At 63.2% G+C, this 26,827-nt stretch carries 20 protein-coding genes; 12 read left to right on the top strand and 8 right to left on the bottom strand.

Features of this window, described 5'->3' with window-relative positions; all coding sequences use genetic code 11:
- Positions 1–134: 134 nt before the first annotated feature.
- From V1290_RS30115 to V1290_RS30090, 6 genes are all read right to left on the bottom strand, one after another.
- A complete protein-coding gene (locus V1290_RS30115; RefSeq protein WP_334367734.1) occupies positions 135–3,374 on the bottom strand; it encodes a bifunctional cytochrome P450/NADPH--P450 reductase in 3,240 nt (1,079 codons plus the stop codon).
- A gap of 127 nt (positions 3,375–3,501) precedes the next feature.
- Positions 3,502–4,497 (bottom strand): alpha/beta fold hydrolase, encoded by a 996-nt coding sequence (locus V1290_RS30110; RefSeq protein ID WP_334367733.1) that lies wholly within the window; start codon positions 4,495–4,497, stop codon positions 3,502–3,504.
- 9 nt (positions 4,498–4,506) lie between these two features.
- Positions 4,507–6,051, bottom strand: a complete 1,545-nt coding sequence (locus V1290_RS30105) for a WS/DGAT/MGAT family O-acyltransferase (RefSeq protein ID WP_334367732.1) — start codon at positions 6,049–6,051, stop codon at positions 4,507–4,509.
- 154 nt (positions 6,052–6,205) lie between these two features.
- The gene (locus V1290_RS30100; protein ID WP_334369216.1) at positions 6,206–6,940 is read right to left on the bottom strand and encodes an esterase/lipase family protein; all 735 of its coding nucleotides are present in this window, start codon (positions 6,938–6,940) and stop codon (positions 6,206–6,208) included.
- A 68-nt stretch (positions 6,941–7,008) separates the two neighbouring features.
- Positions 7,009–7,260 (bottom strand): DUF6489 family protein, encoded by a 252-nt coding sequence (locus V1290_RS30095; protein ID WP_065744106.1) that lies wholly within the window; start codon positions 7,258–7,260, stop codon positions 7,009–7,011.
- Between the two features lie 101 nt (positions 7,261–7,361).
- Positions 7,362–8,615, bottom strand: a complete 1,254-nt coding sequence (locus V1290_RS30090; RefSeq protein ID WP_334367731.1) for an NAD(P)/FAD-dependent oxidoreductase — start codon at positions 8,613–8,615, stop codon at positions 7,362–7,364.
- A gap of 200 nt (positions 8,616–8,815) precedes the next feature.
- Here V1290_RS30090 and V1290_RS30085 point away from each other — a divergent pair, with 200 nt between their 5' ends.
- From V1290_RS30085 to V1290_RS30030, 12 genes are all read left to right on the top strand, one after another.
- Positions 8,816–10,411: an ABC transporter substrate-binding protein gene (locus V1290_RS30085; RefSeq protein WP_334367730.1), complete on the top strand. Its 1,596-nt coding sequence runs from the start codon at positions 8,816–8,818 to the stop codon at positions 10,409–10,411.
- A 104-nt stretch (positions 10,412–10,515) separates the two neighbouring features.
- Complete coding sequence (locus V1290_RS30080; RefSeq protein WP_028350075.1) at positions 10,516–11,496, top strand: ABC transporter permease; 981 nt, start codon at positions 10,516–10,518, stop codon at positions 11,494–11,496.
- A gap of 11 nt (positions 11,497–11,507) precedes the next feature.
- A complete protein-coding gene (locus V1290_RS30075) occupies positions 11,508–12,479 on the top strand; it encodes an ABC transporter permease (RefSeq protein WP_334367729.1) in 972 nt (323 codons plus the stop codon).
- Positions 12,476–13,474, top strand: a complete 999-nt coding sequence (locus V1290_RS30070) for an ABC transporter ATP-binding protein (protein ID WP_334367728.1) — start codon at positions 12,476–12,478, stop codon at positions 13,472–13,474. The genes V1290_RS30075 and V1290_RS30070 overlap by 4 nt, the downstream gene beginning before the upstream one ends.
- Entirely contained in the window at positions 13,471–14,469 is a 999-nt protein-coding gene (locus V1290_RS30065) for an ABC transporter ATP-binding protein (RefSeq protein WP_334367727.1), read from the top strand. The genes V1290_RS30070 and V1290_RS30065 overlap by 4 nt, the downstream gene beginning before the upstream one ends.
- Before the next feature lie 202 nt (positions 14,470–14,671).
- Positions 14,672–16,477 (top strand): gamma-glutamyltransferase family protein, encoded by a 1,806-nt coding sequence (locus V1290_RS30060; protein WP_334367726.1) that lies wholly within the window; start codon positions 14,672–14,674, stop codon positions 16,475–16,477.
- A 12-nt stretch (positions 16,478–16,489) separates the two neighbouring features.
- On the top strand, positions 16,490–17,200 hold the full coding sequence (locus V1290_RS30055; protein ID WP_334367725.1) for a DUF1028 domain-containing protein: 711 nt from the start codon (positions 16,490–16,492) through the stop codon (positions 17,198–17,200).
- Positions 17,197–18,186, top strand: coding sequence for an ABC transporter ATP-binding protein (locus V1290_RS30050; protein ID WP_334367724.1), 990 nt, complete (start codon positions 17,197–17,199; stop codon positions 18,184–18,186). The genes V1290_RS30055 and V1290_RS30050 overlap by 4 nt, the downstream gene beginning before the upstream one ends.
- The gene (locus V1290_RS30045; RefSeq protein ID WP_334367723.1) at positions 18,183–19,292 is read left to right on the top strand and encodes an ABC transporter ATP-binding protein; all 1,110 of its coding nucleotides are present in this window, start codon (positions 18,183–18,185) and stop codon (positions 19,290–19,292) included. The genes V1290_RS30050 and V1290_RS30045 overlap by 4 nt, the downstream gene beginning before the upstream one ends.
- A 21-nt stretch (positions 19,293–19,313) precedes the next feature.
- Positions 19,314–20,825 carry an ABC transporter substrate-binding protein gene (locus V1290_RS30040; RefSeq protein WP_334367722.1) on the top strand — a complete coding sequence of 504 codons (1,512 nt, stop codon included), beginning with the start codon at positions 19,314–19,316 and terminating at the stop codon, positions 20,823–20,825.
- Between the two features lie 163 nt (positions 20,826–20,988).
- Positions 20,989–21,930, top strand: a complete 942-nt coding sequence (locus V1290_RS30035; protein WP_028350083.1) for an ABC transporter permease — start codon at positions 20,989–20,991, stop codon at positions 21,928–21,930.
- A 4-nt stretch (positions 21,931–21,934) separates the two neighbouring features.
- Positions 21,935–22,822, top strand: coding sequence for an ABC transporter permease (locus V1290_RS30030; protein WP_334367721.1), 888 nt, complete (start codon positions 21,935–21,937; stop codon positions 22,820–22,822).
- 29 nt (positions 22,823–22,851) lie between these two features.
- Here the strand turns inward: V1290_RS30030 and cnbZ are convergent, their stop codons facing one another.
- On the bottom strand, positions 22,852–23,595 hold the full coding sequence (cnbZ, locus tag V1290_RS30025; RefSeq protein WP_334367720.1) for a 2-amino-5-chloromuconate deaminase CnbZ: 744 nt from the start codon (positions 23,593–23,595) through the stop codon (positions 22,852–22,854).
- A gap of 123 nt (positions 23,596–23,718) precedes the next feature.
- Positions 23,719–26,814, bottom strand: coding sequence for a MexW/MexI family multidrug efflux RND transporter permease subunit (locus V1290_RS30020; RefSeq protein ID WP_334367719.1), 3,096 nt, complete (start codon positions 26,812–26,814; stop codon positions 23,719–23,721).
- Between the last annotated feature and the right edge of the window lie 13 nt (positions 26,815–26,827).

The raw sequence follows: 26,827 nt of genomic DNA, 5'->3' as shown, positions 1-26,827 counted from the left end.
GTCGTCGTCCCTGCGAACGCAGGGATCCATAACCACCGGATGTTGTGGTTATGGGCAGAGCCTCCGGCGCTGTTGTCTCAATGAGGGGCCGCGGAGTATGGGTCCCTGCGTTCGCAGGGACGACGGCGAGGGCCTTACCCGCCCGCCCAGACGTCCAGCACGTAGCGGTTCCTGGTGCCGAGATCGTCGATCCAGCGCAGGCCGGCATCGGCGTCGGCGCCGGACTTTTCGCGATAGATCGCAACCAGCGCGGCCTTGACGTCTGGCTCCATCTTGCCGCCGTCGCCGCAGACATAGACGATCGCGCCCTGCTCGATCAGGCTCCAGATGCGGTCCTTTTGCGCCGCCACCTGATGCTGCACATAGGTCTTCGGCCCGTCGGCGCGCGAGAAGGCGGTGTGCAGTTCGGTGATGCCGTCGATCGCGAACGCCTTCAATTCATCCGCGTAGAGAAAGTCCTGTTCGGGATGTCGGCAGCCGAAGAACAGCATCGCGGGACCGAGTTTTGCGCCCTGCGCCTTGCGGTGCGCGCGCTCCTGCAGGAACCCGCGGAACGGCGCCAGCCCCGTACCAGGACCAATCATGATCACGGGTTGGGCCGGATCGTCCGGCAGCCGGAAGCCGGCCTTGGTCTCGCGTATGGTCGCATGCACGGTATCGCCGACGCGGCGTCCGGCGAGATAGTTCGAGCAGACGCCCCTGTACACGCCACGTCCCGAACTCGCGGGCGATTCCACCACGCCGACCGTGACGCTGCAACGCGTCGGATCGGTCGAAGGCGACGATGAGATCGAATAATAGCGCGGCGCCAAGAGCGACAGCATTTCCAGGTAGGCGTGGAACGGCAGTTCGCAGGCCGGATGCTCTTCCAAGAGATCGAACACCGACTTGCGCCTGGCCAGCACGTCCGATCGGTAACGCTCGGTGGAAACATCGTCGTCGCCGACATAGGCCAGCAACTTCGGCTTGGTGACGGGACAGCGCGTGTGTTCCGACATGATCTGAATCTGCTTGCGCGTCGCGATCTGCTGCAACTCGACGAACTCGGTCAACAGCCGCCCGACCGACACGGCATCGCCGACCGGCAATTGCGCGCGGCGGCCCTCGGCGACGTGCAGCCGGACCTGGTCGGCGGGCAGAAAACCGAAGCGGCGCGCGACGGAATCGACCAGCGCCGGATCGTTGCGCGGCACCACGCTGAGGTGGTCACCGACGCGGAAGATGACGCCGGGCGGCAATTCCACCTCGACGTGGCGGGTCGAGCGGTCGGAAGGATTGGCGCCGGCCTTGTTCTGCAGTTCGGAATTCACCAGCACCTTCATCGGCGCAACGCCGCCCTGCGCGACGATGGTGTGAACGGCCGATGGCGCCACTGGCTCGATCGAATAAAGCGGCGCGTCGTCGGCGCTGCGGGCGAAGCCGGAATCGACGCCCAGCTCCTTCATGGCCGCGGGTGCTGCCGCCGCAAACCATTTTTCGAACTGGCCGTCGAGATCGCTGCGGGCATCGCCCTCGCCGCGGCTGTAGAGGCTGCGCGCGCCGTGCGCCGCCAACTGCTCGTCGATCATGCGCGGCACGGACTGGTAGGTCGCGGCCCAGTCGCTGTTGCCGCAGCCGAACACGGCGTATCGCACCTTGGCGAATGCATCCTTTGGCAGGCCGCTGTCCAGCCATTTGACGAACTGCGTGGCGTTGTCGGGGGCTGCGCCATTGTAGGAAGCGCAAAAGATCATCAGCGCGCCCTGCTCCGGCAATTTGCCGACGTAATCGTCGAGCGCGCCGAGTTTTGTGGCGAAGCCGTTGACCTCGGCGAGGTCAGCCACCCGCGTCGCCAGCTCTTCCGCGGTGCCTAGGTTTGAACCATAGAGCACCAATAGCGGCGTGTTGTGGCCCGGGCGGGTCCGCGCCTGTGGCGCCGCCGCGCTTGAGGCAGCGGCCGCGATAGCGGCGCGGCCGGCAAACGCGCCACGGTCCTTGTCCGCGCGCGGGCGCACCTTGATTTTGAAACCGTCCGGCTTGACCGTCAGCGTTTCCTTCAGGTGCATCTGGTAGCGATGCACGTCGATCAGCTTGAAGCGCTGCAGGATCATGCCGATCGCCAGCGCCGCCTCGTGCATCGCAAAGCCGCGGCCGATGCAGGCGCGCTGGCCGTTGCCGAACGGCTTCCAGGCATTGATCGGACGCGCGGCCTCGGCCTCGCGGCTGAAATTCTCAGGGTCGAAGATGTCCGGGTTCGGACCCCAGACGCTGGGGTCGCGGTGCAGCGCCATCACCAAAACGGTGATGAACGTATTCTTCTTCAGCTTGTATTTGCCACCGCCGATGGCTTCGTCCTGAAGCGGCGTGATGCCGTAGGCCGGCGCCGGCGGCCACATCCGCAGCGCTTCCTTCAATATCTGCGTGATGTAGGTGAGCTGCGTGACCTGCTGATAGGTCGGCCTGGCGTTGATATCGGGCCCGAGCACCCGGTCGACCTCCTCATAGGCCTTCCTCAGCACTTCCGGATGCTTGAGCAGCGCGTAGATGGTGCACGAGAGCAGTCCGCTGGTGGTCTCGTGGCCCGCAATCAGGAAGGTGTTGATCTGGTAGCGGATGTTGATGTCGTCGAGCTGCTCGCCGGTCGAGCGGTCGATGCCGGTCATCATCGCGCCCAGCATGTCCTTCTTGCCTTCGGCGGCTTCCGCATTGCCGCGGCGCTCGGCGATGATCTCGTCGACCATCTTGTTCATGAAGGCGACGTCCTGGGCCAGCGTCTTGCGCCGCTTCTGCATCCACAGATTTTCCAGCGGCAGGCCGCGGGTCATCATGATGGTCTCGAGCGAGCGCACCAGCGACTCCACGAACGGGTGGTAGTCACGGCGGTAGAACGAATTGAAACGGTAGTCGAAGCCGCAGAGACCAATCGTGTCGAGCGTCAGCGCCGTCATGTCGTGCACGACGTCGATCTCCTCGTCGGCGTTGAGCCGCTCCCATTTCTTCACGAGTTGCTCGGCGATATCGACCATGCTCGGGTGATAGGATTGCATCGCGCGGTTGCCGAACGGCTGCAGCAGGATGTTGTGCGCCTTGCTCCAGTTCGGCTCTGTCGTATCGGCCGTGAACAGCCCGTCGCCGCCGACGGCGCGGACGCGGCGCAGCGAGCCGCGCACCGTCTTGTCGAAACGCTTCTCATCGGAGAGCTCGTCGATCAGATCGTGGCCGGAGACGATCACGATCGGCGCGCCCATCATGTCGAGCCAGAAGATCGGCCCGAGCTCTTTGGACAGCTTGACCAGATGCTGCACCGGCGCGTTGGGATCCAGCGACAGCATGTTGCCGACGACGGGCTTCTTCGGCGGATGCGGGATCGGACTGAGTTTATTGCTGGACGCCATTGTCGAAGTGTCTCCCCTGCCTGCCTCAACCATTGCGAGCGAAGCGAAGCAATCCATCGCTCGGCAAAACGAAAGAATGGATTGCTTCGTCGCTGCGCTCCTCGCAATGACGGCTGGTTATGCGGACCTACCCAAATCTTTTCCTGCGCCACTCGATCAGCTTGCTACTAACCTCGTCCGGCTTTTCCTGCTGCGTCCAATGGCCGCTGTCGCGCACGAGATACTTCTCGAGATCGGGCACCAGCTTCTCCATGCCCTCGGTCGCCGACGGCGGCAGCACCGCGTCGTTCTCGGCCATGATCATCAGCGACGGCACGCGGACGGTATGGTCGAGCCCTTCCGAGCGCTGCCAGTTGCGGGAAAAATTGCGGTACCAGTTGATGCCGCCGGTGAAGCCGGTCTTGGTGAAGGTGTCGACGAACACCTGCTTTTCTTCGGCCGACAGGATCGGCGTGCGCGGATCGTGCTTGGCATCGTAATTCGCGATCATCTGTGGAAACGCCAGATTGAGTCGCGCCGATGCGCCGACACCCGCAATCGGCTGCTCCTCCGGCGTACCCGCGGGCCGCGCCACCGGCTTGCGCATGAATGCGTCAAAGGTCTGCTCGACCCGGCTGCCGAAAATCCTGTCAGGCTCGCGGCCAGGGTCCTGGAATTGCACGATGTACATCTTGTCGCCGAAGCGCTGCCGAAACAGCTCGATCGGATCGGCCGGCATGCGATCCCAATGCGGGGTGTTGACGCCGACCACGCCGGCGACGCGATTAAGATGACGCAGCGGCATCTGCCAGACGACGAAGCCGCCCCAATCGTGGCCAACGAAGATCGCCTTGTCGATCTGGAGATGATCGAGCAGACCGACGAGATCGCCGGTCAGATGCTCCATGTCGTAGTCCTCGACCGGCTCGGGTCGGTCGGTCGCGCCATAGCCGCGCTGATCCGGCGCAATCACCCGGATGCCGGCCTCGCTCAGCGCCTTGATCTGGTGCCGCCAGGAGAACGCGATCTCCGGCCAGCCATGGCAGAGAATGACCGGCGGTTTGTCCGATTTGGGCCCCGCCTCGTAATAGCCCATGCGAATACCGTTCACCTCGGCGAATTGCAGCGGCGGCATTTCAATCATGGCGGGCCCCTATTCAGCGGCGCGGGTCATGCTCGGCGGCGGCGCGAACGCCGCCTCCAGCGCTTCAAATTCGACCGGGAGCATGTCGCAGAGAATCTGGACATGCGGAATGATGTTGGCGCCGGCGATGAAGCCGAAATCGAGCTGGTCGCGGTAGCTCTGCACGGTGATGTTGAGCGCGATGCCATGCGTCGAGATCGACACCGGGAAGATGTGCAGCAGCTCGGCGCCGGCGGCATACAGCGTCTGCCGCGGCCCGGGCACGTTTGACACGGTGATGTTGGCTGCCGGCGGCAGCACGTCGGAGAGGTTGGAGCGGCTGTAGAGCAGCGCAAGGATCTGGGTCACGATCGGCGCGCCCAGCATCGAAAGGTTGGAGACTTGCGGCATCAGCGCCCGCAGCGGATGCGACATCTCCTTCGACTTGGTGGATTGCGCGATGATGGTTTCCAGCCGCGTCTTGGGATCGTCGACATTGGTGGCGATCGCGCAGATCATGCCGAACACCTGGTTGTTGGCCTCGGCGTTGCCTTCCTCGCGCAGCGAGATCGGCACCGCTGCGGTCAGCGATTTGCTGGGCAGCGCGCCCTGGCTGATCAGATAGCGGCGCACCACGCCTGAAGACAGCGCCAGCACGACGTCGTTGAGCTTGCCGCCGGACGTCTTTGCCAGAGCCTTGGCGCGCGACAGCGAGATCGAGACGCCGGCAAAGCTGCGCTCCGACGATATCGCCTTGTTCAGGATGGTCGGCGGCGAGGCCATGCTGGCCAGGCTGTCGCGCGACTTCGGATCCGAAATCTTGCCGACCACATCTGACACGCTCTTGAGCATCGTCGGAATGCTGCTGGCGAATTTCACCGCGCTTTCGATCTGGAACATGGCGTTGTCGAACAGGATCGATCCGAGATCGCTTTTTCCCGAGCGCGGCAGCTCGAGGCTCTTTGGCGCCGCCTTCGGGTCGAACGGCTGGGTCCAGAGCTGCTGGTAGGAATCGATCAGGTTGGCGGCGATGTCGCGTGGCTCCGGTGCCACCTTGCGTGCCGTCGGCGGATCGACCTGGCGCGGCACCGGCGTGATGTCATAGATCATGCTGGTGAGCGCGGCGCCGGCGCCGCCGTCGATGCAGGCATGGTGCATCTTGGAATAAAGCCCGATCTCGTTGTCCAGCATGCCTTCGAAGACATAGAACTCCCAGAGCGGGCGGGCGCGGTTGAGCAGCTTGGCATGCATCCAGCCGACGATGCGCTCCAGCGTCGCGCGGTCGCGCGGCGCCGGCAGGCTGGCGCGGAAGATGTGGCGGTCGATGTCGAACTGGTCGTCCTCGACCCAGGACGGATGATCGATGTCGAGCGGCGCCTTCTCCAGGCGGGCTTTCAGGATCGGCGCGATGTGCAGCCGCGAGGCGATCATCGCCTTGAACTCTTCGAAGAAGTCGCCCTTGTAGCCTTCGGGCAGGCGGAAGATCGCCATGCTGCCGACATGCATCGGCATTTCCGGGGTTTCCAGATACAGAAACGACGCGTCCAGCGAAGACAGCTTCTTGGCGTCCGCCATATTTTCCTCCCGCAGTAGAAACGCGGCGCCTTGGCGGCGCTTCTGGCGTCTGGAATGTCTTTGTTATTGGAGCATATCCGAAAACCGGCAGACCTCCCGCATCAATTGCAGAACGGGATCTTTCGCGATCGTGCCCTTAGCTCAGGGCGTGGATTCAGGATTGTGCATTTTCGGGGGGCCCATAGGCAATGGCAAATGGTCCTGATCGGTCAAAATGCTTAAACTCGCCTTCCACCTGCGCCAGGCGGTCGGCTACTGCCCACAATGCTGCGGGGTTGACACCGAGCCCGATATGGCTGGCAAGGTGGACTTCGATGTTTTCGGCGGTTGCGGAGGGACGCAACAGGCTGGTGTGCCAGTTCACGATCCCATCGGTGCGCGAATAGATCGAGGTCGCCGGCACCGGCAGGTCACCGGCAATGGCCAAGCGGATTTCCGGATTGTCGTCGACAGTTTCCCCCGACAGCACCTCATAGAGCCGCGTGGCGTTGGTCGCGCGGACATCGCTGGCAAACGGGCTGCCGAGCGTGATCACCGAGCGCACCATGTCCGGCATCTGCAGTGCGAGATCGCGCGCATAGACGCCGCCGAGGCTCCAGCCGACCAGGCTGACCTTGCGGCCCGTGGCTTCATAGATGCGCCTCAGGAGAGCTTGCAGTGCCCCGCGCTTGGAAGCGATGCCGCCGAAATTGCGGCCCATGTCCCAGGCATAGGTATCGTAGCCGAGTTCTTTCAGATAGCGCCGCATCGGCGCCATCGACAGATCGCTGGCGAGAAATCCCGGCAGCGCCAGCACCGGATGCCCGTCGCCCCTCGGCGCACGCAACAAGAGCGGCGACAGTAACAGGCTCGAATTCAGCTCGAACAGCGCCCGCGTCTCGGCCAGCATCAGAAACAGGCTAGGCGGCCGAAGCCGCTGCTCTTCTGTTGCTGCGCCGCTTTCCGCGATGGCCACTCTCACTTGTCCTTCTTGGCCATGCCCCCGAGCCCGGCCATGGTCACGAACATATCCTGGAATCGCTCGGCGATCTTGGGATCGAACGTGAACCAACTCTGGATCAGCGATTCCGGCGACACCTTTTCGATGTTGGCCATCACCTGCTGCTGCATCTTGTCCATCACGGCGGTCTGCATCGGCGAGACGTCGGGCAATCCGAAGAACTGCCTGGCCTCCAGCGGCGTGCAATCGATTTCGACGTTAACTTTCATGACCGCTCCTTATCGCGCTGCCCTTGCTGCAGTATCGACACGACGGACCGAGTCATGCAAGGACCAGAGCCGGTCCCCCGTCCCTTCAACTCCCGATATGGTCAACCAAAGCGTTCGATGGCAAACGGCCTGACATCGGCAAACGGCGTCTCGCCGGTCATCATTTCGGCCAGCAGGCGGCCGGTCGCGGGTCCGAGCGTCAGGCCGTGGTGCTGGTGGCCGAAATCGAACCATAGCCCGCCATGGCGGGGGGCCTTGCCGATCACCGGCAGCATATCCGGCAGGCAGGGCCGCGCACCCATCCAGGGCTTGGTGTCGACCGGCTCGCCGAGCGGGAACAGTCTGTGCGCCCGCGGCAGGGCCCGCTCGACCTGGATCGGCGTTGGTGGTGCATCGCGGTGGGCAAACTCGGCGCCGGTCGTGAGCCGAATGCCGCGGTTCATCGGCGCCAGGAGATAGCCGAGATCGGTGTCCAGCACCGGATGATTCAAGATCGCATTGCCGCGCGGCTTGAGATGCAAATGGTAACCACGCTTGACCTGAAGCGGGATCGAATAGCCGAGCGGGGCGAGGATCTGGTCGGACCACGGCCCCATCGCCACCACCACTTCGCGCGCTGCAATAGTGCCTTCCAGCGTTGCCACCCGCCACCGTCCGCTCGCTTGTTCGAGCGTTCGGGCGTCGCCGACCAGGTAACGCCCGCCCTTGCGGCCGAACAGCGCCGCATAGGCCTTCGCCAGCCCACCGGGATCGGGCACAAATCCCGGCGCGGGAAAATGGATCGCGCCGCTGAAATCACCCGTCAGATGCGGCTCGCGCGCTGATATCGCCGGCCGATCCAGCACCTCGCCGGCGACGCCGTGCTCCCCGGCACGCTTGAGATCCTGCACCGCATTCGCAAGGGTCGTCTCGGAACGAAACAGCTTGATCCAGCCGGTCCGCCGCAACAGCTCCGGCACATTGGCGTCCGCAATCAGCGCCTCATGCTCGATCAGGCTGCGCTGGATCAACGGCAATTCGGCCATTGCGCTGTGCAGTGCACGCTCCGGTGAAGAGGCGAGAAAATACCGTGCCAGCCACGGCAGGAAGATCGGCAAATCCCTGAAGTGGTAATGCACCTGCGGCGCGCGAAGAAACGCGTAGCGCAGGATCTGGCCCACGTCACGCGGAAACATATAGGGAAAGACCGAAGCGCACTCGATCAGCCCTCCATTGCCGTAACTGGTTTCCTCGCCGGCCGTATCATGGCGGTCGATCAGAACTACGTTCCGGCCGCGTTTTTGCAGGTGCAAAGCGGCGCTGACGCCGACCATGCCCGCACCCAGGACGAGAACGTCGGCCTTCAGTTCCGCCATCCACAACTCCGAAAGTTCAATGTAACGTGCTTGCGCATGCGTCTTAAGGTGAGACTTGAGGTGAGACTAGTCATTGCCGCACCGCCGCGCAAACCGGCACGCAGTGCGGGATAATGAAGCTTGCGCGGTGGCTGGACTCTGGCAACATGGCTCGGCAATATCCGGCGGAAATTGCTGATCAAAATCGGGGAAATCGACAAATGTCGGTACGTCAGACTTTGCTTGCAGCGGCCACGGCTTCCATCCTTGCCGTGGCAATGGCGCCGGCATCGGCTCAGAGCCTGCGCTATGCCAATCAGGGTGACCTCAAGTCGCTCGACCCCTATACACTGAACGAAACCACCACCCACGCCCATCTCGGCCACGCCTATGAGGGTCTGATCGCTCGCGACAAGGACCTGAAAATCGTCCCTGCCCTGGCGGAAAGCTGGGAAACCCCAGAACCGACCCGTTGGCGCTTTCATCTACGCAAGGGCGTCAAATTCCACAACGGCGACCCCTTCACTGCCGACGATGTCGTTTTCTCGGCAGAGCGCGTTCGTGCCAAGGGCTCGAACCTTCCCACCCGCATTCCGTCCGATGCCAAGGTCGTCAAGGTCGACGACTACACCGTGGATTTCATCCTGACCTCGCCAAATCCCATTCTGCATTCGCAATGGGATACCTGGTACATCATGGACAAGAAATGGGCCGAGGCGAACAACTCGATCGCCCCGACTCCAGTGGCGGCAACTTCGCCGAGTTTTGCCTCGCTTAACGCTAATGGCACCGGTCCCTTCATCATCGAGAGCCATCAGCCCGGGGTGAAAACGGTGTTCAAGCCAAATCCGAACTGGTGGCGCGAGCCCGAGCACAATCTGAAAGAGATCGTCTTCACGCCGATCGGCTCCGCCGCCACGCGCGTGGCCGCCCTGCTGTCGGGCGAAGTCGACGTCATCGAGCCGGTTCCGATCCAGGATATCACACGCGTGGATTCCAGCCCCAACGCCCAGGTGCTGAAGGGACCGGAACTTCGCACCATCTTTCTCGGCATGGACACGGTTCGCGATGAATTGCTGTATTCCAACATCAAGGGCAAGAACCCCTTCAAGGACGTTCGCGTTCGCCAGGCCTTCTACAAGGCAATCGATGTCGAGCTGATCAAGACCCGCGTGATGCGCGGCCTTTCCACGCCATCGGCGCTGATGATCGCACCGCAATTATTTGCGCTGTCAAAGGATTTCACGCGGCCGAAAGCCGATCCGGATGGGGCCAAGAAGCTGCTGGCGGAGGCTGGCTACCCCGACGGTTTCGAAGTCAGCCTGGACTGCCCCAACGACCGTTACATCAATGACGCCCCGATCTGCCAGGCGGTAGTCAGCATGCTGGCCCGGATCGGCGTCAAGGTTGACCTCCTCGCGCAACCCAAGGCGCAGTACTTCGCCAAGGTTCTGAAGGCGGGCGGCTATCAGACGTCGTTCTTTCTGTTGGGCTGGACTCCCGGAACTCTCGATTCCCATAACGTGCTCTACGACGTTATCGGCTGTCGCGACGATCCCAAGAGTTCGCGCGGAGAGAACAATCTCAGCGGGTATTGCAACAAGGAAATCGACGCCCTCACCGACAAGATATTGCAGGAAGCCGACACCACCAAGCGCGATCAGTTGATCAAGAGCGCTTACCAGATCCTCGACAAGGATTTCGGTTATATCCCGCTGCATCAGCAGGCGCTGGCCTGGGGTGTGTCGAAAAAGGTGAAGCTGACGCAGCGCGCCGACAATCAGGTTCTGCTGTACTGGGCGACCAAACAGGACTAGTCGGGCGTCAAACGAGGTCCCGGCGGCTTGGTGCTTCCGGGACCTTTCGTTTCCAGGCGACAGCGACGTCCGCCGCCGCACCAAGAGAGCAGTGAAAGGAATACATGCTCGCTTTCACTCTTCGCCGCGCAATCCAGGCCATCGGCGTCATGATCGCAGTCGGCGTGATCGCGTTCTCGATGTTCCGTTTCGCCGGCGATCCCGTCAACCAGATCGTCTCATTGGATACGCCGGCCGCCGAACGCGAGGCGGTGCGCAAGTCGCTCGGGCTCGACGATCCCGTGCCGGTGCAGTTCGCACGCTATTTCGCCAATGCCGCGCAATTCAAGTTCGGGGTCTCCTATCAGTTCCGCCAGCCGGTTTCGAACCTGTTGATGGAACGAATGCCGGCGACGCTGGAGCTGGCCGCCTGCGCCACCGTTCTCGCCATGGTGTTCGGCATCCTGATGGGGGTCTATTCGGCGCTGCGGCGCGATACGATTCTGACAAAATTCTTCCAGGCGGTGTCGCTGATCGGAATCTCGCTGCCGACCTTCCTGATCGGCATCCTTCTCATCTATCTGTTTTCGGTGACGCTGGGCTGGCTGCCTTCATTCGGCCGCGGCGAAGTGGTGCGGATCGGCTGGTGGACCACCGGCCTGCTCACGCTTTCCGGCCTGAAGGCGCTGATCATGCCTTCGATTACGCTGGGCCTGTTTCAGATGACCTTGATCATGCGGCTGGTGCGCGCTGAAATGCTCGAAGTGCTCCGCACCGACTACATCCGCTTCGCCCGCGCCCGCGGCCTGACCACGCGCGCGATACATTTCGGCCACGCGCTGAAGAACACGCTGGTTCCCGTCATCACCGTCGCCGGCCTGCAGTTTGGCTCGGTAATTGCATTTGCCATCATCACCGAAACCGTCTTCCAGTGGCCGGGTATGGGATTGTTGTTCGTGCAGGCCGTGCAAAATGTCGATATCCCGATCATGGCCGCCTACCTGCTGATGGTGTCGCTGATTTTCGTTACCATCAATCTGGTGGTCGATATCCTCTACACCGTCGTCGATCCGCGCCTGCGCTCGACCATCCGCCGTCCGGCATAAGCGAGACTGATATGTCTGACGCCGTAGTACCACACCGAATAGAGTCGAGCCCGCAGCGGGCACGCTCGAACGCGAGCTGGCTGAAGCGCGTGCTCGACAGCGACATCTTTTACTCGTTCCGCCGCTCCCGGATGACGATGGTGGCGGCGGCAGTAACGGTCCTGTTCTTCCTGCTGGCGATCTTTGCATCGCAACTCGCCGTGCAAAACCCGTTCGATCCGGCGCAACTGCAGTTGATGAATTCGCGGATCTCGCCGCTGTGGACCGCCGAGGGCCAAAGTCCGTTCCTGCTCGGCACCGACGAACAGGGCCGCGACGTGTTTTCTGCGATCCTTTACGGCTTGCGGATTTCGCTCGTCGTCGGCGTGCTCGGCGTCATCTTCGCCGGCACGCTCGGCATCACGCTTGGCCTCATTGCAGGCTATGTCGGTGGTGCGGTCGACGGGCTGATCATGCGCATCGCCGACGTGCAGCTCACCTTCCCGGCCATCCTGATCGCGCTATTGGTCAACGGCGTCGCCAAATCGGTGTTCAACAACCGGCTCGACGCCGTGAGCACGCTGGCAGTCTTGGTGGTTGCGATCGGCCTCAGTTTCTGGGTGCAATACGCTCGCACCGTGCGCGGCTCGGTCATGGTCGAGAAGAACAAGGACTATGTCGCAGCCGCGCAACTGATCGGCCTTCCCGCGCCGAAGATCATGCTGCGCCACGTGCTGCCCAACACCATGGGTCCGATCCTGGTGATTGCAACCATCAACCTCGCGCTTGCCATCATCACCGAGGCGACGCTGTCGTTCCTGGGCGCCGGCATGCCCGACACCATGCCCTCGCTCGGTACCCTGATCCGGATCGGCAACAACTATCTGTTTGCCGGCGAATGGTGGATCGTCGCGTTCCCCGGCATCGCGCTGGCGGGGCTAATCCTTTCCATCAACCTGCTCGGCGACTGGCTGCGCGACGCGCTCAATCCAAAGCTCCGATGACCGTTCCCGTCCTCTCCGTGCGTGACCTCGAGGTGGAATTCCTCACCCGCCGCAGCACGCTGCGCGCGATCAACGGCGTTTCTTTCGACATCGCCAAGGGCGAAGTGCTCGGCGTGGTCGGCGAATCCGGCGCCGGGAAATCGGTCACGGGACTAGCCGTGATCGGACTGATCGATCCTCCCGGCCGCATTTCGGGCGGCGAGATCTATCTGTCGGGAACGCGGATCGATCACCTGCCGCCGGAAGAAATCCGCCGTATCCGGGGCAAACGGATCGGGATGATCTTTCAGGATCCGCTGACAAGCCTCAATCCGCTCTACCGGATCGGCGACCAGATCGTCGAGACTATCCGAACCCACTTGAACCTGTCGGAGACCGCCGCGCGCAAGCGCGCCATCGATCTCTTGGCCGAGGTCGGCATCCCCGCACCGGACAAACGCATCGACGCCTATCCGCACGAATTCTCCGGCGGCATGCGCCAGCGCGTCGTGATTGCGCTGGCGATCTGCGCCGAGCCGGAGCTGATCATCGCCGACGAACCGACCACCGCGCTCGACGTCTCCGTGCAGGCGCAGATCATCTCGCTGATCAAGCGCCTCGGGCGCGACCATGGCACGGCGGTGATGCTGGTCACCCACGACACGGGCGTGATCGCCGAGACTTCCGACCGGGTCGCGGTGATGTATTCGGGCCGGATCGCCGAGATCGGCCCGGTGCAGGATGTGGTGCAGAACCCGCTGCACCCCTATGCCAAGGGCCTGATGGGCGCGATCCCGACGCTCGCGGGCGAAGACAAGCGGCTGGTGCAAATACCGGGCTCGATGCCGCGGCTGTCGGCGATCCCGCCGGGCTGCTCGTTCAATCCGCGTTGCGCATTTGCATTCGACCGTTGCCGCGTCGATCGGCCGGAGCCGCTCAAGCACGGTTCGCACGCCGTGGCCTGCCATCTCTTCGACACCGCGCCCCATGAAGCGGCGAAGGAGACCGTGGCATGAGCCCGCCCTTTGTCGATGTGAGGAATTTGCGCCGCGTGTTCGACGTCTCGAAGCCGTGGCTCAACCGCGTGCTGGAAGGCGGCCGTCCGGAATTCCTGAAAGCCGTCGATGGCGTGACGTTCAACATCAGGAAGGGCGAGACTTTTGCTCTCGTCGGGGAATCCGGCTCGGGCAAGACGACCGTGGCGCGGATGGTCGTGGGACTTCTGCCGCCGACTTCGGGCGAAGTCGTCATCGACGGCGTCTCGATGACCAATGCCAGGCAGGCGCAGGCGCGGCAGCGGCTGCGCCGCCGCATCCAGATGATTTTTCAGGACCCCTACGCGAGCCTCAATCCCCGCTTCCGGGTCGATGCCATCGTCTCCGAGCCGATCCGCGCCTTCGACCTGATCCAGGGCGAGCGCGATATTCAGTTTCGCGTCGGCGAATTGTTGAATCTCGTGGGCCTGCATCCTGATGACGGCCTGAAATATCCACATGAATTCTCCGGCGGCCAGCGCCAGCGCATCGCGATTGCGCGCGCGCTGGCGTCAGATGCCGAGTTTATTGTTTGCGACGAGCCGACCTCGGCGCTCGACGTCTCCGTGCAGGCGCAGATCCTCAATCTGATGCGCGACCTGCAGGACAAATTCGGCCTGACCTATCTCCTCATCAGCCATAACCTCGCCGTGGTCCGCCACATGGCGACGCGCATCGGCGTGATGTATCTCGGTCGTATTGTTGAAATCGCCGAGGGCCGCGAATTGTTCGCCAATCCGCGGATGCCCTACACCAAAATGCTGCTCGGCGCGGTTCCTGATCTCGCGATGTCCGGCCGGCAGCGGATTCCGGTCAGGGGCGAGATCCCGAATCCGATCGATCCGCCGCCCGGCTGCGCCTTCAACCCGCGTTGTCCGCTCGCCTTCGATCTGTGCCGGCGGCAAACGCCCGAGCTGATCAACGGGGTTGCCTGCCACGCCGTCAACCAACCGGTTGAGGCCAAAGCCTTGGTATGATCACGGAGATGGGTGCAATGCGTGGCATCCCAGCGGTTGGCATCCAGCCTCGCCTGTGATCAAGTGCGCGCACTAGAGCATGCTTCAACTGAGTTGAAGCATGCTCGTAGATCATCTTCTTGTTTGAGCATGATCTTTTCGGAAAACCGGTGTCCACTTTTCCGGATCATGCTCTAGGTTACCAGCACGGCATTGGATTCCCATGAGCAACATCAATCCCGATCCGTTCACCACAAGGCCGGAAATCGAAGGCACCTTTGGCGTCGTCACGTCGACCCACTGGATCGCGACCGCCGTCGGGATGAGCATCCTGGAAAAGGGCGGCAACGCATTCGATGCCGGCGTTGCCACGGCCTTCACGCTGCAGGTGGTGGAGCCGCACCTGAACGGCCCGGGCGGCGACGTGCCGATCATCGTGCATGACACCAGGCGCGGCCGCACCGAGGTGATCTGCGGCCAGGGTCCGGCGCCTGCGAAGGCAACCATTGCGCACTACAAGAGCGAGGGGCTGGAGATGGTGCCCGGCACCGGGCTCCTCGCCGCGTGCGTGCCCGGCACATTCGAATCCTGGATGCTGCTCTTGCGCGATTACGGCACGATGCGGCTGCGCGATGTGCTGGAGCCCGCGATCGCCTACGCCCGCGACGGCTATCCGCTGGTCGAGCGCGCTTCCGCAACGATCCAGGTCGTCGAGCAGTTGTTCAGGAAGCACTGGACGACATCGGCGGCGGTCTACCTGCCGAACAATGAAGTGCCAAGACCCGGCACGCTGTTCACCAACAAGCAGCTCTCCGAAACCTACGCCCGCATCCTCAAAGAGGCGGAAAGCGCGGGCGGCGACCGCGTCGCACAGATCGAGTGCGCGCGAAAGTCCTGGTCGCAGGGTTTCGTGGCGGAAGCGATCGACAAGTTCTGCAGCACCCAGGACGTGATGGACGTCAGCGGCTCACCGCATCGCGGCGTGCTAAGTGCCGACGACATGGCACGCTGGCAGCCGACCGTCGAGGCGCCGCTGACCTATGATTACGGCCGCTACACCGTCTGCAAGCCCGGCGTCTGGAGCCAGGGCCCGGTAATGCTGCAGCAACTAGCGTTGCTCAAGGGTTTTGAGCTCGACGGGCTCGATCCTGCCGGGCCCGACTTCATCCATCTGCAGATCGAATGCGCGAAACTCGCCTTCGCTGACCGCGAGAAGTTTTATGGCGACCCGAAATTTACCGATATCCCGATCGCGACGCTGTTGTCGGATGCCTACAATGACGAGCGCCGCAAGCTGATCTCTGGGGATAAGGCCTCGCTCGATTTCATCCCGGGATCGGTCGAAGGTTTCGGGTCGATCGTCAAGCTGCGCCGTGCGGAAGGCCATCGCGAAGCGGTCGGCGCCATGGGCGCGGGCGAGCCGACCGTCGGCCGGTTCGGCGAGGTGCGCGGCGACACCGTGCATTTCGACATCATCGACCAGGCCGGCAACATGGTCTCGGCGACGCCGTCCGGCGGCTGGCTGCAATCCTCGCCGGTCATTCCCGAACTCGGCTTCTGCCTCGGCAGCCGCGCGCAGATGTTCTGGCTGGAGGAAGATCACCCGGCAGCACTAGCGCCCGGCAAACGGCCGCGCACCACGCTCTCGCCCACCATGGCGCTGCGCGACGGCGAGCCCTACATGGCTTGGGGATCGCCCGGCGGCGACCAGCAGGATCAATGGACCACGCAGTTCTTCCTGCGGCATGTCCACGCCAAACTGAACCTGCAGGAAGCGATCGATGCGCCGGCCTGGCACTCCGAACATTTTCCGATTTCGTTCTGGCCGCGCACCGCGCGTCCCGGCGTGCTCGTGCTCGAAAGCCGCGTACCGAACGCGACTGTCGACACGCTGAAGAGCCGCGGACATGTCGTCGAGATCGGTCCCGAATGGTCGGAAGGCCGCCTCACCGCGGCCTCCAAGGTCGGTCGTCGTCGCCGCGCCGCCGCCAATCCGAGGGGCATGCAGGGCTACGCGGCGGGCCGGTAGAGGCGACTTGAGATGACTTGGTCGATCATTGCCCGTGATTCCTCAACCGGCCAGATCGGCATCGCCGTCGCGACCCGATTTTTTGCGGTCGGCGCGCGCGTGCCGCATATCGCGCCCGGCATCGGCGGCATCGCGACGCAGGCGCTGGTCAATCCCTATTACGGCATCGACGGCGTGAAGCTGTTGCGCGAAGGCCGCAGCCCCCGCGAGGTGGTGGACATTCTGCTCGTTACCGACGATGGATACGAGGCCCGCCAACTTCATGTCATGGATATCAAGGGCCGCATCGCAGCGCATACCGGCCGCGAATGCATCGACTGGTGTGGGCATATCCAGGGTGACGGCTTCTCCCTCGCCGGCAACATGCTGGCGGGCGCGGCCGTGCTCGATGACACGGCGAAAGCCTTTGTCGCCAATGCCAGTCTGCCGTTTGCGCAGCGGCTGATCTTAGCGATGAAGGCCGGCGAAGCCGCCGGCGGCGACAAGCGCGGCAAGCAATCGGCGGCGCTGTTGATCCACGGCGAGGAAGAATGGTCAGATCTAGACCTGCGTGTCGACGACCATACCGATCCGTTGGCCGAACTCGAACGACTGGAACAAGTGAGCCGCGAACGCTGGGTGCATTTCCGTCCCTTCCTGCCGACGCGCAAAAATCCGGCGGGGATCACCGACCGCATGGTCATCGATGCCCGCATCGAAGCGGCCACGGCGGGCAAGGCATGACGGCAAACCCGTTGATCGAAATCGAGGGCCTGCGCGTGGTCTTCCACGGCGATGATGGCCGCACCACGCACGCGGTCGACGGTGTCGATCTCAGCGTGGCCAATGGCGCGACGCTTGGCCTCGTCGGCGAATCCGGCTGCGGCAAGAGCGTGACCTCGCTCGCCGTCATGGGATTATTGCCAAGGCGTTCCGCTGAGGTGTCGGGTTCGATCCGTTTCGACGGTTTTGATCTCCTCGACATTCCCGACGATACGCTGCGCGATCTGCGCGGCAATCGGCTCGCGATGATCTTTCAGGAGCCGATGACTTCGCTCAATCCGAGCTTCACCATCGGCGATCAGATCATCGAGACCATCCTTCGCCATCGCGGCGGGTCGCGGCGGCAGGCGCGCGAGCGCGCGATCGAGCTGTTGCGCCGGGTGCACATCCCCTCGCCTGAGAGACGTGTCGACGAATATCCGCACAAGCTGTCGGGCGGCATGCGCCAGCGTGTGATGATCGCGATGGCGTTGGCCTGTGACCCGCGCCTTTTGATCGCCGACGAGCCGACCACCGCGCTCGACGTCACGCTGCAGGCGCAGATCCTCGATCTGATGCGCGAGCTGAAGGCCGCCAGCGGCGCCGCGATCATTCTGATCACCCACGATCTCGGTGTGGTTGCCGAAGTCTGCGACGAAGTCGCGGTGATGTATGCCGGCGAGATCGTCGAACGCGCGCCGGTCGACGAACTCTTTGCCAGCCCGCAGCATCCCTACACCGTCGGCCTGCTCGGCTCGATCCCGCGGCTCGGCCGCCGTACCCAGCACCTGGCGACGATCGAAGGCATGGTGCCGAACATGGCGAACCCGCCCGCCGGCTGCCGCTTCGCCGCGCGCTGTCCCTTCGTGCTCGACGCCTGCATCGCCGCACCGCCGCCGCTTGCGACGGTAAGCCCCGACCACGCCTCGCGCTGCATCCGCGCGCCGCTGGAGCGGCTGGTATCATGACCGCGCTGCTCGAAGTCGAAGGTCTGGTAAGGCATTTCGTCGCCACGCGGTCGGTTTTCGGCCGGCCCACGGCCTACGTAAAGGCAGTCGACGGCGTCAGCTTCACGGTCGAGGCCGGCAAGACGCTGGCGCTGGTCGGCGAGTCCGGTTGCGGCAAGTCCACCGTCAGCCGGCTGGTGCTGCGGCTGATCGAGCCGGATGCGGGCAACGTCCGCTTCGAGGGCCGCGACCTCGGCGCGCTCGGCGCCAACGAATTGCGCGCCTTCCGCCGCGATGCGCAGATCATTTTCCAGGATCCCTATGCGTCGCTCAATCCGCGCATGACGGTGAGCCAGATTCTGAGCGAGCCGCTGGCACTGCACGATCTGGTGCCGGCCCCGCGCCGTCGCGAACGCGTCGAGGAGCTGTTGCGCCTAGTCGGGCTCGAGCCGCGCTTTGCCCGGCGCTACCCGCACGAATTTTCCGGCGGCCAGCGCCAGCGCATCGCGATTGCGCGGGCGCTGGCGGTAGAGCCGAAACTGATCATCTGCGACGAGCCGGTCTCCGCGCTCGACGTCTCGATCCGCTCGCAAATTCTCAATCTGCTGCGCGACCTGCAGGACCGGCTCGGCCTCGCCTACATCTTCGTCTCCCACGATCTGGCGGTCGTGAAGCACATCGCCGACCGCGTCGCCGTGATGAATCTCGGCGGTATCGTCGAGACGGCGGACGCCGAAGCGCTGTTCGCCGCGCCCCGGCATCCCTATAGCCGTGCGCTACTGTCGGCCATTCCCGTACCCAAACCGCAGGCCCGGCGCGGCCGCATCGTGCTGGAAGGCGAGATGCCGAGCGCGCTCAATCCGCCTTCCGGCTGCCGCTTTCATACCCGCTGCCCTTACGTCATCGAGCGCTGCCGCACCGAAATTCCGCCCCTGCTCGCCGACGGCACGGGACACGCGACGGCGTGTCACCGCACCGCCGAATTGCCGTCACCCGGGGCCATCGTTCCCGCCGATGGCGGATTTTCGCCGGTGCTGGAAAAGTTGGTCGCGGCCTTCAGCGGTGGCACGGAAGGTGCAGGCCGCGTCGGGGTTGATGTATCAAGGACACGGCCAAATGCGGTGTAATCGAGGATAAGGGATGGCAGCATGATAATCTTTCGTTTGGCAGTCACCGCGGCGGCGCTGCTGCTGTCGCTTCCGGCAACAGTTCAGGCCCAGACCACCCTGCGGATCGGGCTCGCCGAGGATCCCGATATCCTCGACCCGACCATGGCCCGCACCTATGTCGGCCGCATCGTATTCGCATCATTCTGCGACAAGCTGTTCGACATCGACGACAAGCTCAACATCGTGCCGCAGCTCGCGCTGAGTCACGAGACCTCGGCCGACGGCAAGGAAGTCACCGTCAAGCTCCGGCCAGGCGTCAAGTTTCACGATGGCGAGGCCTTCAATGCGGAGGCCGCAAAATTTTCGCTGGAGCGCCACCTGACGATGCAGGGCTCGTTCCGCAAACCGGAACTGGCAGCCGTCGATCATATCGACGTCGTCGATCCCCTCACCATCAAGCTGGCATTGAAGGCGCCCTATTCCCCGCTGGTCGCGCAGCTCACCGATCGCGCCGGGATGATGGTGTCGCCAAAGGCCGCCAAAGAGGCCGGCGACAAATTCGGCCTGCGCCCGGTTTGCGCCGGTCCCTACAAATTCGTCGAGCGCGTGCAGCAGGACCGCATGGTGTTCGAGAAATTCGCCGACTATTGGAACAAGGACAATATCCATATCGATCGCATCGTCTATCTGCCGCTGGTGGACGCGACCGTCCGCCTGGCCAATTTGAAATCCGGCGGGCTCGACCTGATCGAACGCGTGCTCGCGACGGACCTCAAGGAAGTGCAAGCGGACTCGAAGCTGAAATTGTCCAGCGCGATTGAGCTCGGCTATCAGGGTGTGACGCTGAACGTCGGCAAGGACAAGGCAAAGGGGCCGCTCAGCCAGTCCGCCAAGGTGCGGCAGGCGCTCGACCTCTCGCTCGACCGCGACGCGATCAGCCAGGTGGTGTCCAACGGCGAGTTCAAGCCTGGAAATCAGTGGATCAACCCGGATCATCCCTATTACCAGAATGCCTTTCCGATACCGAAGCGCGACGTCGCCAAGGCCAAGGCGCTGTTGAAAGAAGCCGGCGTCACGCCACCGGTCAGCGTGGACTTCATGGTCTCGAAGGGCGCGGAAACCGAAGCGGCGGCTCAGGTGATCCAATCGATGGCGGCGGAGAGCGGCTTCGACATGAAGCTTAGGGTCACAGAGTTCGCGACGTCGTTGAAGCAAGCCGAGGCCGGAGAATACCAGGCCTTTCTCCTGGCCTGGAGCGGTCGGATCGACCCGGACGGCAACTCCTATGTCTTCCAGAAGAGCGACGCGCCGCAGAACTACAGCGGCTGGTCCAACAAGGAGGCCGACAAGGCACTCGATGACGGCCGCCTCGTCACCGATCAAGCGCAGCGCAAGGCGATCTACGAGAAGCTGGCCAGGACCGTGCTGGAGGAGAAGCCGCTGCTCTACATCTACCACCGCCGCATCCTGATCGCGCATACGACGAAGCTCGAAGGCTACAAGCAGATGCCGGACGGGCTGGTGCGGGTGGTCGGGCTGAAGCTGAAGTGAGGCGCGCCTACACGCCCTCGTTTCCCGGACGCGGTGCAGCGCGGCAGCGCTGCTCCGCAGAGCCGGGACCCATCGATCCGACGCTCCCGATCTCAACGAGGTGGGTCCCGGTTCTGCAGCGCAGCGTTGCACGCTGCGCTGCGTCCGGGACACGGATGACATCATGCTGAACTTCCTCGCGCGGCGTATCGTCCAGCTCATCCCGACGCTGTTCTTCGTCTCGATCCTGATCTTCTCGCTGCAGCAATTGCTGCCGGGCGATCCGGCGCTGGTGATGGCCGGCGAGGAACGCGATCCTGATGTGATCGCGCAGATCCGCGAGCAGTACCGGCTCGATCAGCCGGTGCCGGTGCAATACGTCTACTGGGTCAAGGGCGTGCTGTCGGGCGATTTCGGCGAGTCGCTTCGCAACAAGGTGCCGGTGCGCGAATTGATCGCTCAGAAGCTGCCGGTGACGATGCAGCTTGCGTCGATGGCGATCGTGATCGCTTTCCTGATCGGCATTCCGGCCGGAATCATATCGGCGGTGAAGAAGGGCACGGCCTGGGACTATGGCGCCAATTTCTTTGCGCTATGGGGAATCTCGACGCCGAATTTCTGGCTCGGCATCATGCTGATCTTCCTGTTCTCGATCCAGCTCGGCTGGCTGCCGGCATCGGGCTATGTACCGCTGACCGAGAACTGGCGCGCCAGCATCGCCTCCACCATCATGCCGGCCTTCGTGCTCGGCAACGCGATTGCCGCGATCCTGATGCGGCATACCCGCAGCGCCATGCTGCAGGTGCTGGAAAGCGATTATGTCCGCACCGCCCGCGCCAAGGGGCTTCTCGAGCGCTCGGTCATTCTCAAGCACGCCATGCGCAACGCGCTGACGCCGGTGATCACGCTCGGCGCGCTCGAGCTGGGCACGCTGTTGTCGGGCGCGGTATTGACGGAGCAGATTTTCTCGATTCCCGGTTTCGGCAAGCTGATCGTCGACGCGGTCTTCAACCGCGACTATGCGGTCGTGCAAGGCGTCGTGCTGACGACGGCGACGATCTACATCACGCTCAATCTCATTGCCGATATCGCCTATGTCCTCGTCAATCCGCGGCTGAGGGCTTAAAGCCATGGCCGACACCACGCTCAATGCATTACCGATTGCTGTTTCCGACGAGTTGGAGAGCCCGGCGCGGCGCGCGCTGCGCCGGCTGTTCAAGCGCAAGGGCGCGGTGGCCGGGCTTGTCGTGATCGCAACCTTCATGTCGCTCGCCGTGTTTGCGCCGCTGATCTCGCCCTATGAGCCGATCGCGACAAGCTGGTCGCTGGTGCGCAAGCCGCCTTCCGCGCTGCACTGGTTCGGCACCGACGAGCTCGGCCGCGACATTCTCGCCCGCGTGATCTACGGCGCGCGGGCTTCGCTTCTGGCCGGCGCCATATCGGTCGGGATCGCGTTGTCGATCGGCGTGCCGCTCGGCCTCCTGTCGGGCTATCGCGGCGGCTTCATCGACGCGCTGATCAGCCGCATCACGGATGCGATGCTGGCCTGCCCGTTCCTGATCCTGGCGATTGCGCTCGCGGCATTCTTGGGGCCCAGCCTCGGCAACGCCATGATCGCGATCGGCATCTCGGCAACGCCGATCTTCGTGCGGCTGACCCGCGGCCAGGTGATGAGCGTCAAGGTCGAAGATTATGTCGAGGCCGCGCGCGCCATGGGCAATCCGCGCTGGCGCATCGCGCTGTTTCACATCCTGCCGAACATCATGCCGGCGCTATTGGTGCAGGCGACGCTGTCGATAGCTGCTGCCATCATCGCCGAAGCCGCGCTGTCGTTCCTCGGCCTCGGCCAGCAGCCGCCCGCGCCGTCCTGGGGCAGCATGCTGAATGCCGCGCAGCGCTTCCTGACCAATGCGCCGTGGATGGCGGTCTGGCCGGGACTGGCGATCTTTCTCGTGGTGCTGTCGTTCAACCTGGTCGGCGATGGTTTGCGCGACGCGCTCGATCCGAGGGAGCGGTGACGGGAGGACGGCCAACGCCACCAGCGGCTCTAAATCACCAACTCCCTCATTACCCTTCGGCAATCCATCTCATATTCCAGATCAATCACCGGCGGCCGGGCAAAATGCCAGGTCAAACCCGAACGCGCGGCGCCGCGGCGAACCAGTGCATCCGCAAAGACGTGGTGGAAATCGTGGATGGTGTAGGTCTGCACGTCAGTCGCGTCTTTCCAGCCGAACCCGAACTCGCCCATGCGCCGCTCCATCACGCCGGCGACGTAGCGGACCTTGTCCGCAATACCCTCGGGACTGACATCGCGGTAACGCACGGTGCGTTCGGCGTAGCTCGCATTGCCCTCCTGCGACTCGCCGCTGCCCGCGATCACGAAGCTCGGCGCCGTGCTTTGGCTCGGCCGCGTGAATGAAAAGGCGTGGAATGACGGTTCGGCCGGCGGATCGATCTCCGGGCAGACATTGCTGCGCGCCACCGGATTGATCGTGCCGTCATAGACGCCCCATTCGCTGAGCGTCTTGACGTAGTGCAGGTTGAAATTGCGGAACCCCTCGTCGGTGAATGCCGCCGGCGACCGCAGCTCGCAGGCGCAGAACGACGTCAGCGGCCTGCCCGCCGCCTCGATGTACCTTGCGATCCGCGCAAAGCCTTCGGCCAGCGGCAGCCATTTGTCGAACCGCACCCGCTCGATCTCAAATCCGGGATTGGCTGCGACACCGCCCGAATACTGGAACACGGCGGGAATGAAGCGGTAATTTCCAGCGGGAAAGTCGCTCGTCATGTTGGCTCCCTGTTTTTTCTATCTTTTAGCATGGAGACACACCGACGTCGCATCTCCCGGCATGAAAAAGCGGCGGCAACGATTTCCCGCTGCCGCCGCTTGCTATTCTGCGGTTACAAAGGCTCAGGTCGGCTTGAGCGCCGGCCTCCCAAGATCGAAATCCGCGATCTCCTTGGTCCGCTTGGAGCCGACCTTGGCCTGGTGATCAGTGGCCAACCAGACATAGACCGCCGGCAGCACGAACAGCGTGAACAGCGTGCCGATCGACATGCCGGCCACCACCACGAGGCCGATCGAGAACCGGCTGGCAGCGCCTGCGCCCGTGGCGGTCAGCAACGGGATCAGACCCGTGACCATCGCCGCCGTCGTCATCAGGATCGGTCGCAGCCGGATGCGGGCAGCCATTTCGATCGCCGAACGCTTGTCGAGGCCTTCCTTGAGCTGCAGTTCGTTGGCGAACTCCACCATCAGAATGCCGTGCTTGGTGATCAGGCCGACCAGCGTCAGCAATCCGACCTGGGTGTAGATGTTGATGGTCGCCACACCGAAGAACAGCGGGATCAGCGCACCAACGATCGCCATGGGAACGCTGATCATGATCACCAGCGGATCGCGCAGGCTTTCGAACTGCGCCGCCAGCACCAGGAAGATGATGATCAGCGCGAAGCCGAAGGTGATCGCGAGTTGATTGCCTTCCTGCACATATTGCCGGGAGTCGGCCAGATAATCGTGGCCAAAACCGGCAGGCATCTTCTTCGCTTCGCCCTCCAGGAAATCCACCGCCTGCCCGACCGTCACGCCCGGCATCGGCACCGCGGAGAACGTCGCTGAATTGAGCTGGTTGTAATGCGTCAGCGCATTCGGATCGGTGGCGGTTTCGATCGACACGATGGTCGACAGCGGCACTAGCTGCCCGGTGTTGGTCGGGACGTAGTAACCGCCAAGCGATTCCGGCGACAGCCGCTTGTCACGCGACACCTGCGGGATCACCTGGTATGAGCGTCCCTCGAGGTTGAAGCGGTTGACGTAATTGCCGCCCAGCAGCGTCTGCAAGGTAGCGCCAACCTGCGACATGTTGATGCCGAGGTCGCTCGCCTTGGAGCGGTCGATCGAGACGCGAACCACCGGCTGATTGAATTCGAGGTCGCTGTCGGAGACGATGAACATACCGCTCTTGCGTGCGGCATCCTTCAGCTTCGCCATCTGGTCATAGACGGCCTGGAAGCCGGCGGTCGAATTGATCACCATCTGTATCGGCAGGCCACCCGGTCCGCCCGGCAACGGCGGCAGGTTGAACGCAAACGCCTGAACGCCTTCGATCTTGCTGATCTCGGCCTGCACCAGCGGCTTCAGCGCGATCGAGGATCGCTCACGCTCGTCCCACGGCTTGAGCAGCATGCCGGCAATGCCGCCCTGCGGGCCGTTGATGCCGTTGAGGACGAAGCGCAGGTCCGTTTCCGGAAACTTGGCGAAAGCCTTGTCGAGCTTGTCGCCGTAGAAGTCGACATAATCGATGTTGGCGTATTTCGGCGCCTTGGTCACCGAGAACACGATGCCCTGGTCCTCCTCGGGCGCGAGCTCCTTGGAGGTGTTCATGTAGAGGAAACCGACCAGACCCAGGATCGTCAGCGCGAACAGGCCGGTGATCGGGCGATAGTCGAGCGAGCGGTCGAGCTGGCGGCCGTACCAGCGTGTCATTGAGCCGAACACCCTGTTGACCAGCCTCGAGAACCGCCCCTCGTCCGCGCTCTTCAGGAGGACCGAGCACATCATCGGCGACAGCGTCAACGCGATCACGCCCGACACGATCACCGAGCCCGCCAGCGTGAAGGCGAATTCGCGGAACAGCGAACCGGTCAGGCCGCCGAGGAAGCCGATCGGCGCGTACACGGCGGCAAGCGTAATCGTCATGGAGATCACGGGGCCGACGATTTCGCGCGCGCCCTGCAGCGACGCCTGCACTGGCGTCTTTCCTTCCTCCAGATGGCGATGGATGTTCTCCACCACCACGATGGCGTCGTCGACCACGAGCCCGATCGCCAGCACCATTGCCAGCAGCGTCAGAAGATTGAAGCTGAATCCCATCATCAGCATCAGGCTGCAGACGCCGATCAGCGACAGCGGAATCGTCACCACGGGAATGATGACCGAGCGGAATGAGGCCAGGAACAGGAAGATCACGACCACCACGATCAGCACGGCCTCGATCAGCGTGTTCTTCACCTCGTCGATTGACGACTGAATAAACTTGGTGGAATCGTAGGCCACTTTCATTTTCATCGACGGCGGCAGGTTGCGTTCGATCTCCGGCATCAACGCGCGCACGCCCTTGACCAGCGTCAGCGGGTTGCCTTGCGGGGTCGCCTGCACGCCGATGAAGATCGCGCGCTCGCCGCTGAACGCGACGCTTGCGTCCGAGCTTTGCGCCGCAAGCTCGACGGTTGCGATGTCCTCGATCCGCACGAAGCCGCCGTCCTTGGACTTGACGATCATCTTCTTGAACTGCTCGAGGTTCCGCAGGTCGGTATTAGTCTGGACGTTCGAGACGATAAAATAGCCCTTGGACTGGCCGGCTGCTGCCTGGAAGTTGTTGGCGGCGATCGCCGCGGAAACGTCGCTCGGCGACACGCCGCGGCCCGCCATTCGCACCGGATCGAGCCACAGCCGCATCGCAAAGGTCTGGCCGCCGAGGATGTCGGCGGATGCGACGCCGTCGACCGTCGACAGCACCGGCTGCACCACGCGTGTCAGATAGTCTGAAATCGCCGACCCCGAGAGTTCTTCGCTGGAGAAGCCCAGATACATCACGGCCGTGGTCTGGCCGGTCGTCTTGGTTATGACCGGGTCGTTCGATTCCTTCGGGATCAGGTATTTGACCGAGTTCACCTTGGCGAGAACCTCGGTCAGCGCCTGGTTCGGATCGAAATTCAGCTTGATGTAGACCTGAATCGTGCTGGTGCCCTGCACCGACGAGGAAGTGATGTAGTCGACGCCCTCGGCGGAAGCGACCGCCTGCTCGATCGGCGTGGTGATGAAGCCTTGAATCAGGTTAGCCGACGCGCCCGGATATGAGGTGGTGATGTTGACCACCGTGTTCGACAGCTTCGGATATTGCCGGATCGGCAATACGCTGGCGGCGCGCAGACCTATCAGGAGGATCAGCAGGCTGACGACGACCGAAAGAACCGGGCGCTTGATGAAAATATCGGTGAAGACCATCGTAAAATATCCC

The organism is Bradyrhizobium sp. AZCC 1578 (assembly GCF_036924675.1).
Taxonomy (GTDB): Bacteria; Pseudomonadota; Alphaproteobacteria; order Rhizobiales; family Xanthobacteraceae; genus Bradyrhizobium.
This window is presented reverse-complemented; position numbering and strand designations above follow the sequence as displayed.

Bases quoted from the DNA above. Each gene is read 5' to 3' on its own strand.
- V1290_RS30115 (WP_334367734.1), bottom strand. From the start codon at position 3,374: ATGGCGTCCAGCAATAAACTCAGTCCGATCCCGCATCCGCCGAAGAAG.
- V1290_RS30110 (WP_334367733.1), bottom strand. From the start codon at position 4,497: ATGATTGAAATGCCGCCGCTGCAATTCGCCGAGGTGAACGGTATTCGC.
- V1290_RS30105 (WP_334367732.1), bottom strand. From the start codon at position 6,051: ATGGCGGACGCCAAGAAGCTGTCTTCGCTGGACGCGTCGTTTCTGTAT.
- V1290_RS30100 (WP_334369216.1), bottom strand. From the start codon at position 6,940: ATGCTGGCCGAGACGCGGGCGCTGTTCGAGCTGAATTCGAGCCTGTTA.
- V1290_RS30095 (WP_065744106.1), bottom strand. From the start codon at position 7,260: ATGAAAGTTAACGTCGAAATCGATTGCACGCCGCTGGAGGCCAGGCAG.
- V1290_RS30090 (WP_334367731.1), bottom strand. From the start codon at position 8,615: ATGGCGGAACTGAAGGCCGACGTTCTCGTCCTGGGTGCGGGCATGGTC.
- V1290_RS30085 (WP_334367730.1), top strand. From the start codon at position 8,816: ATGTCGGTACGTCAGACTTTGCTTGCAGCGGCCACGGCTTCCATCCTT.
- V1290_RS30080 (WP_028350075.1), top strand. From the start codon at position 10,516: ATGCTCGCTTTCACTCTTCGCCGCGCAATCCAGGCCATCGGCGTCATG.
- V1290_RS30075 (WP_334367729.1), top strand. From the start codon at position 11,508: ATGTCTGACGCCGTAGTACCACACCGAATAGAGTCGAGCCCGCAGCGG.
- V1290_RS30070 (WP_334367728.1), top strand. From the start codon at position 12,476: ATGACCGTTCCCGTCCTCTCCGTGCGTGACCTCGAGGTGGAATTCCTC.
- V1290_RS30065 (WP_334367727.1), top strand. From the start codon at position 13,471: ATGAGCCCGCCCTTTGTCGATGTGAGGAATTTGCGCCGCGTGTTCGAC.
- V1290_RS30060 (WP_334367726.1), top strand. From the start codon at position 14,672: ATGAGCAACATCAATCCCGATCCGTTCACCACAAGGCCGGAAATCGAA.
- V1290_RS30055 (WP_334367725.1), top strand. From the start codon at position 16,490: ATGACTTGGTCGATCATTGCCCGTGATTCCTCAACCGGCCAGATCGGC.
- V1290_RS30050 (WP_334367724.1), top strand. From the start codon at position 17,197: ATGACGGCAAACCCGTTGATCGAAATCGAGGGCCTGCGCGTGGTCTTC.
- V1290_RS30045 (WP_334367723.1), top strand. From the start codon at position 18,183: ATGACCGCGCTGCTCGAAGTCGAAGGTCTGGTAAGGCATTTCGTCGCC.
- V1290_RS30040 (WP_334367722.1), top strand. From the start codon at position 19,314: ATGATAATCTTTCGTTTGGCAGTCACCGCGGCGGCGCTGCTGCTGTCG.
- V1290_RS30035 (WP_028350083.1), top strand. From the start codon at position 20,989: ATGCTGAACTTCCTCGCGCGGCGTATCGTCCAGCTCATCCCGACGCTG.
- V1290_RS30030 (WP_334367721.1), top strand. From the start codon at position 21,935: ATGGCCGACACCACGCTCAATGCATTACCGATTGCTGTTTCCGACGAG.
- cnbZ (WP_334367720.1), bottom strand. From the start codon at position 23,595: ATGACGAGCGACTTTCCCGCTGGAAATTACCGCTTCATTCCCGCCGTG.
- V1290_RS30020 (WP_334367719.1), bottom strand. From the start codon at position 26,814: ATGGTCTTCACCGATATTTTCATCAAGCGCCCGGTTCTTTCGGTCGTC.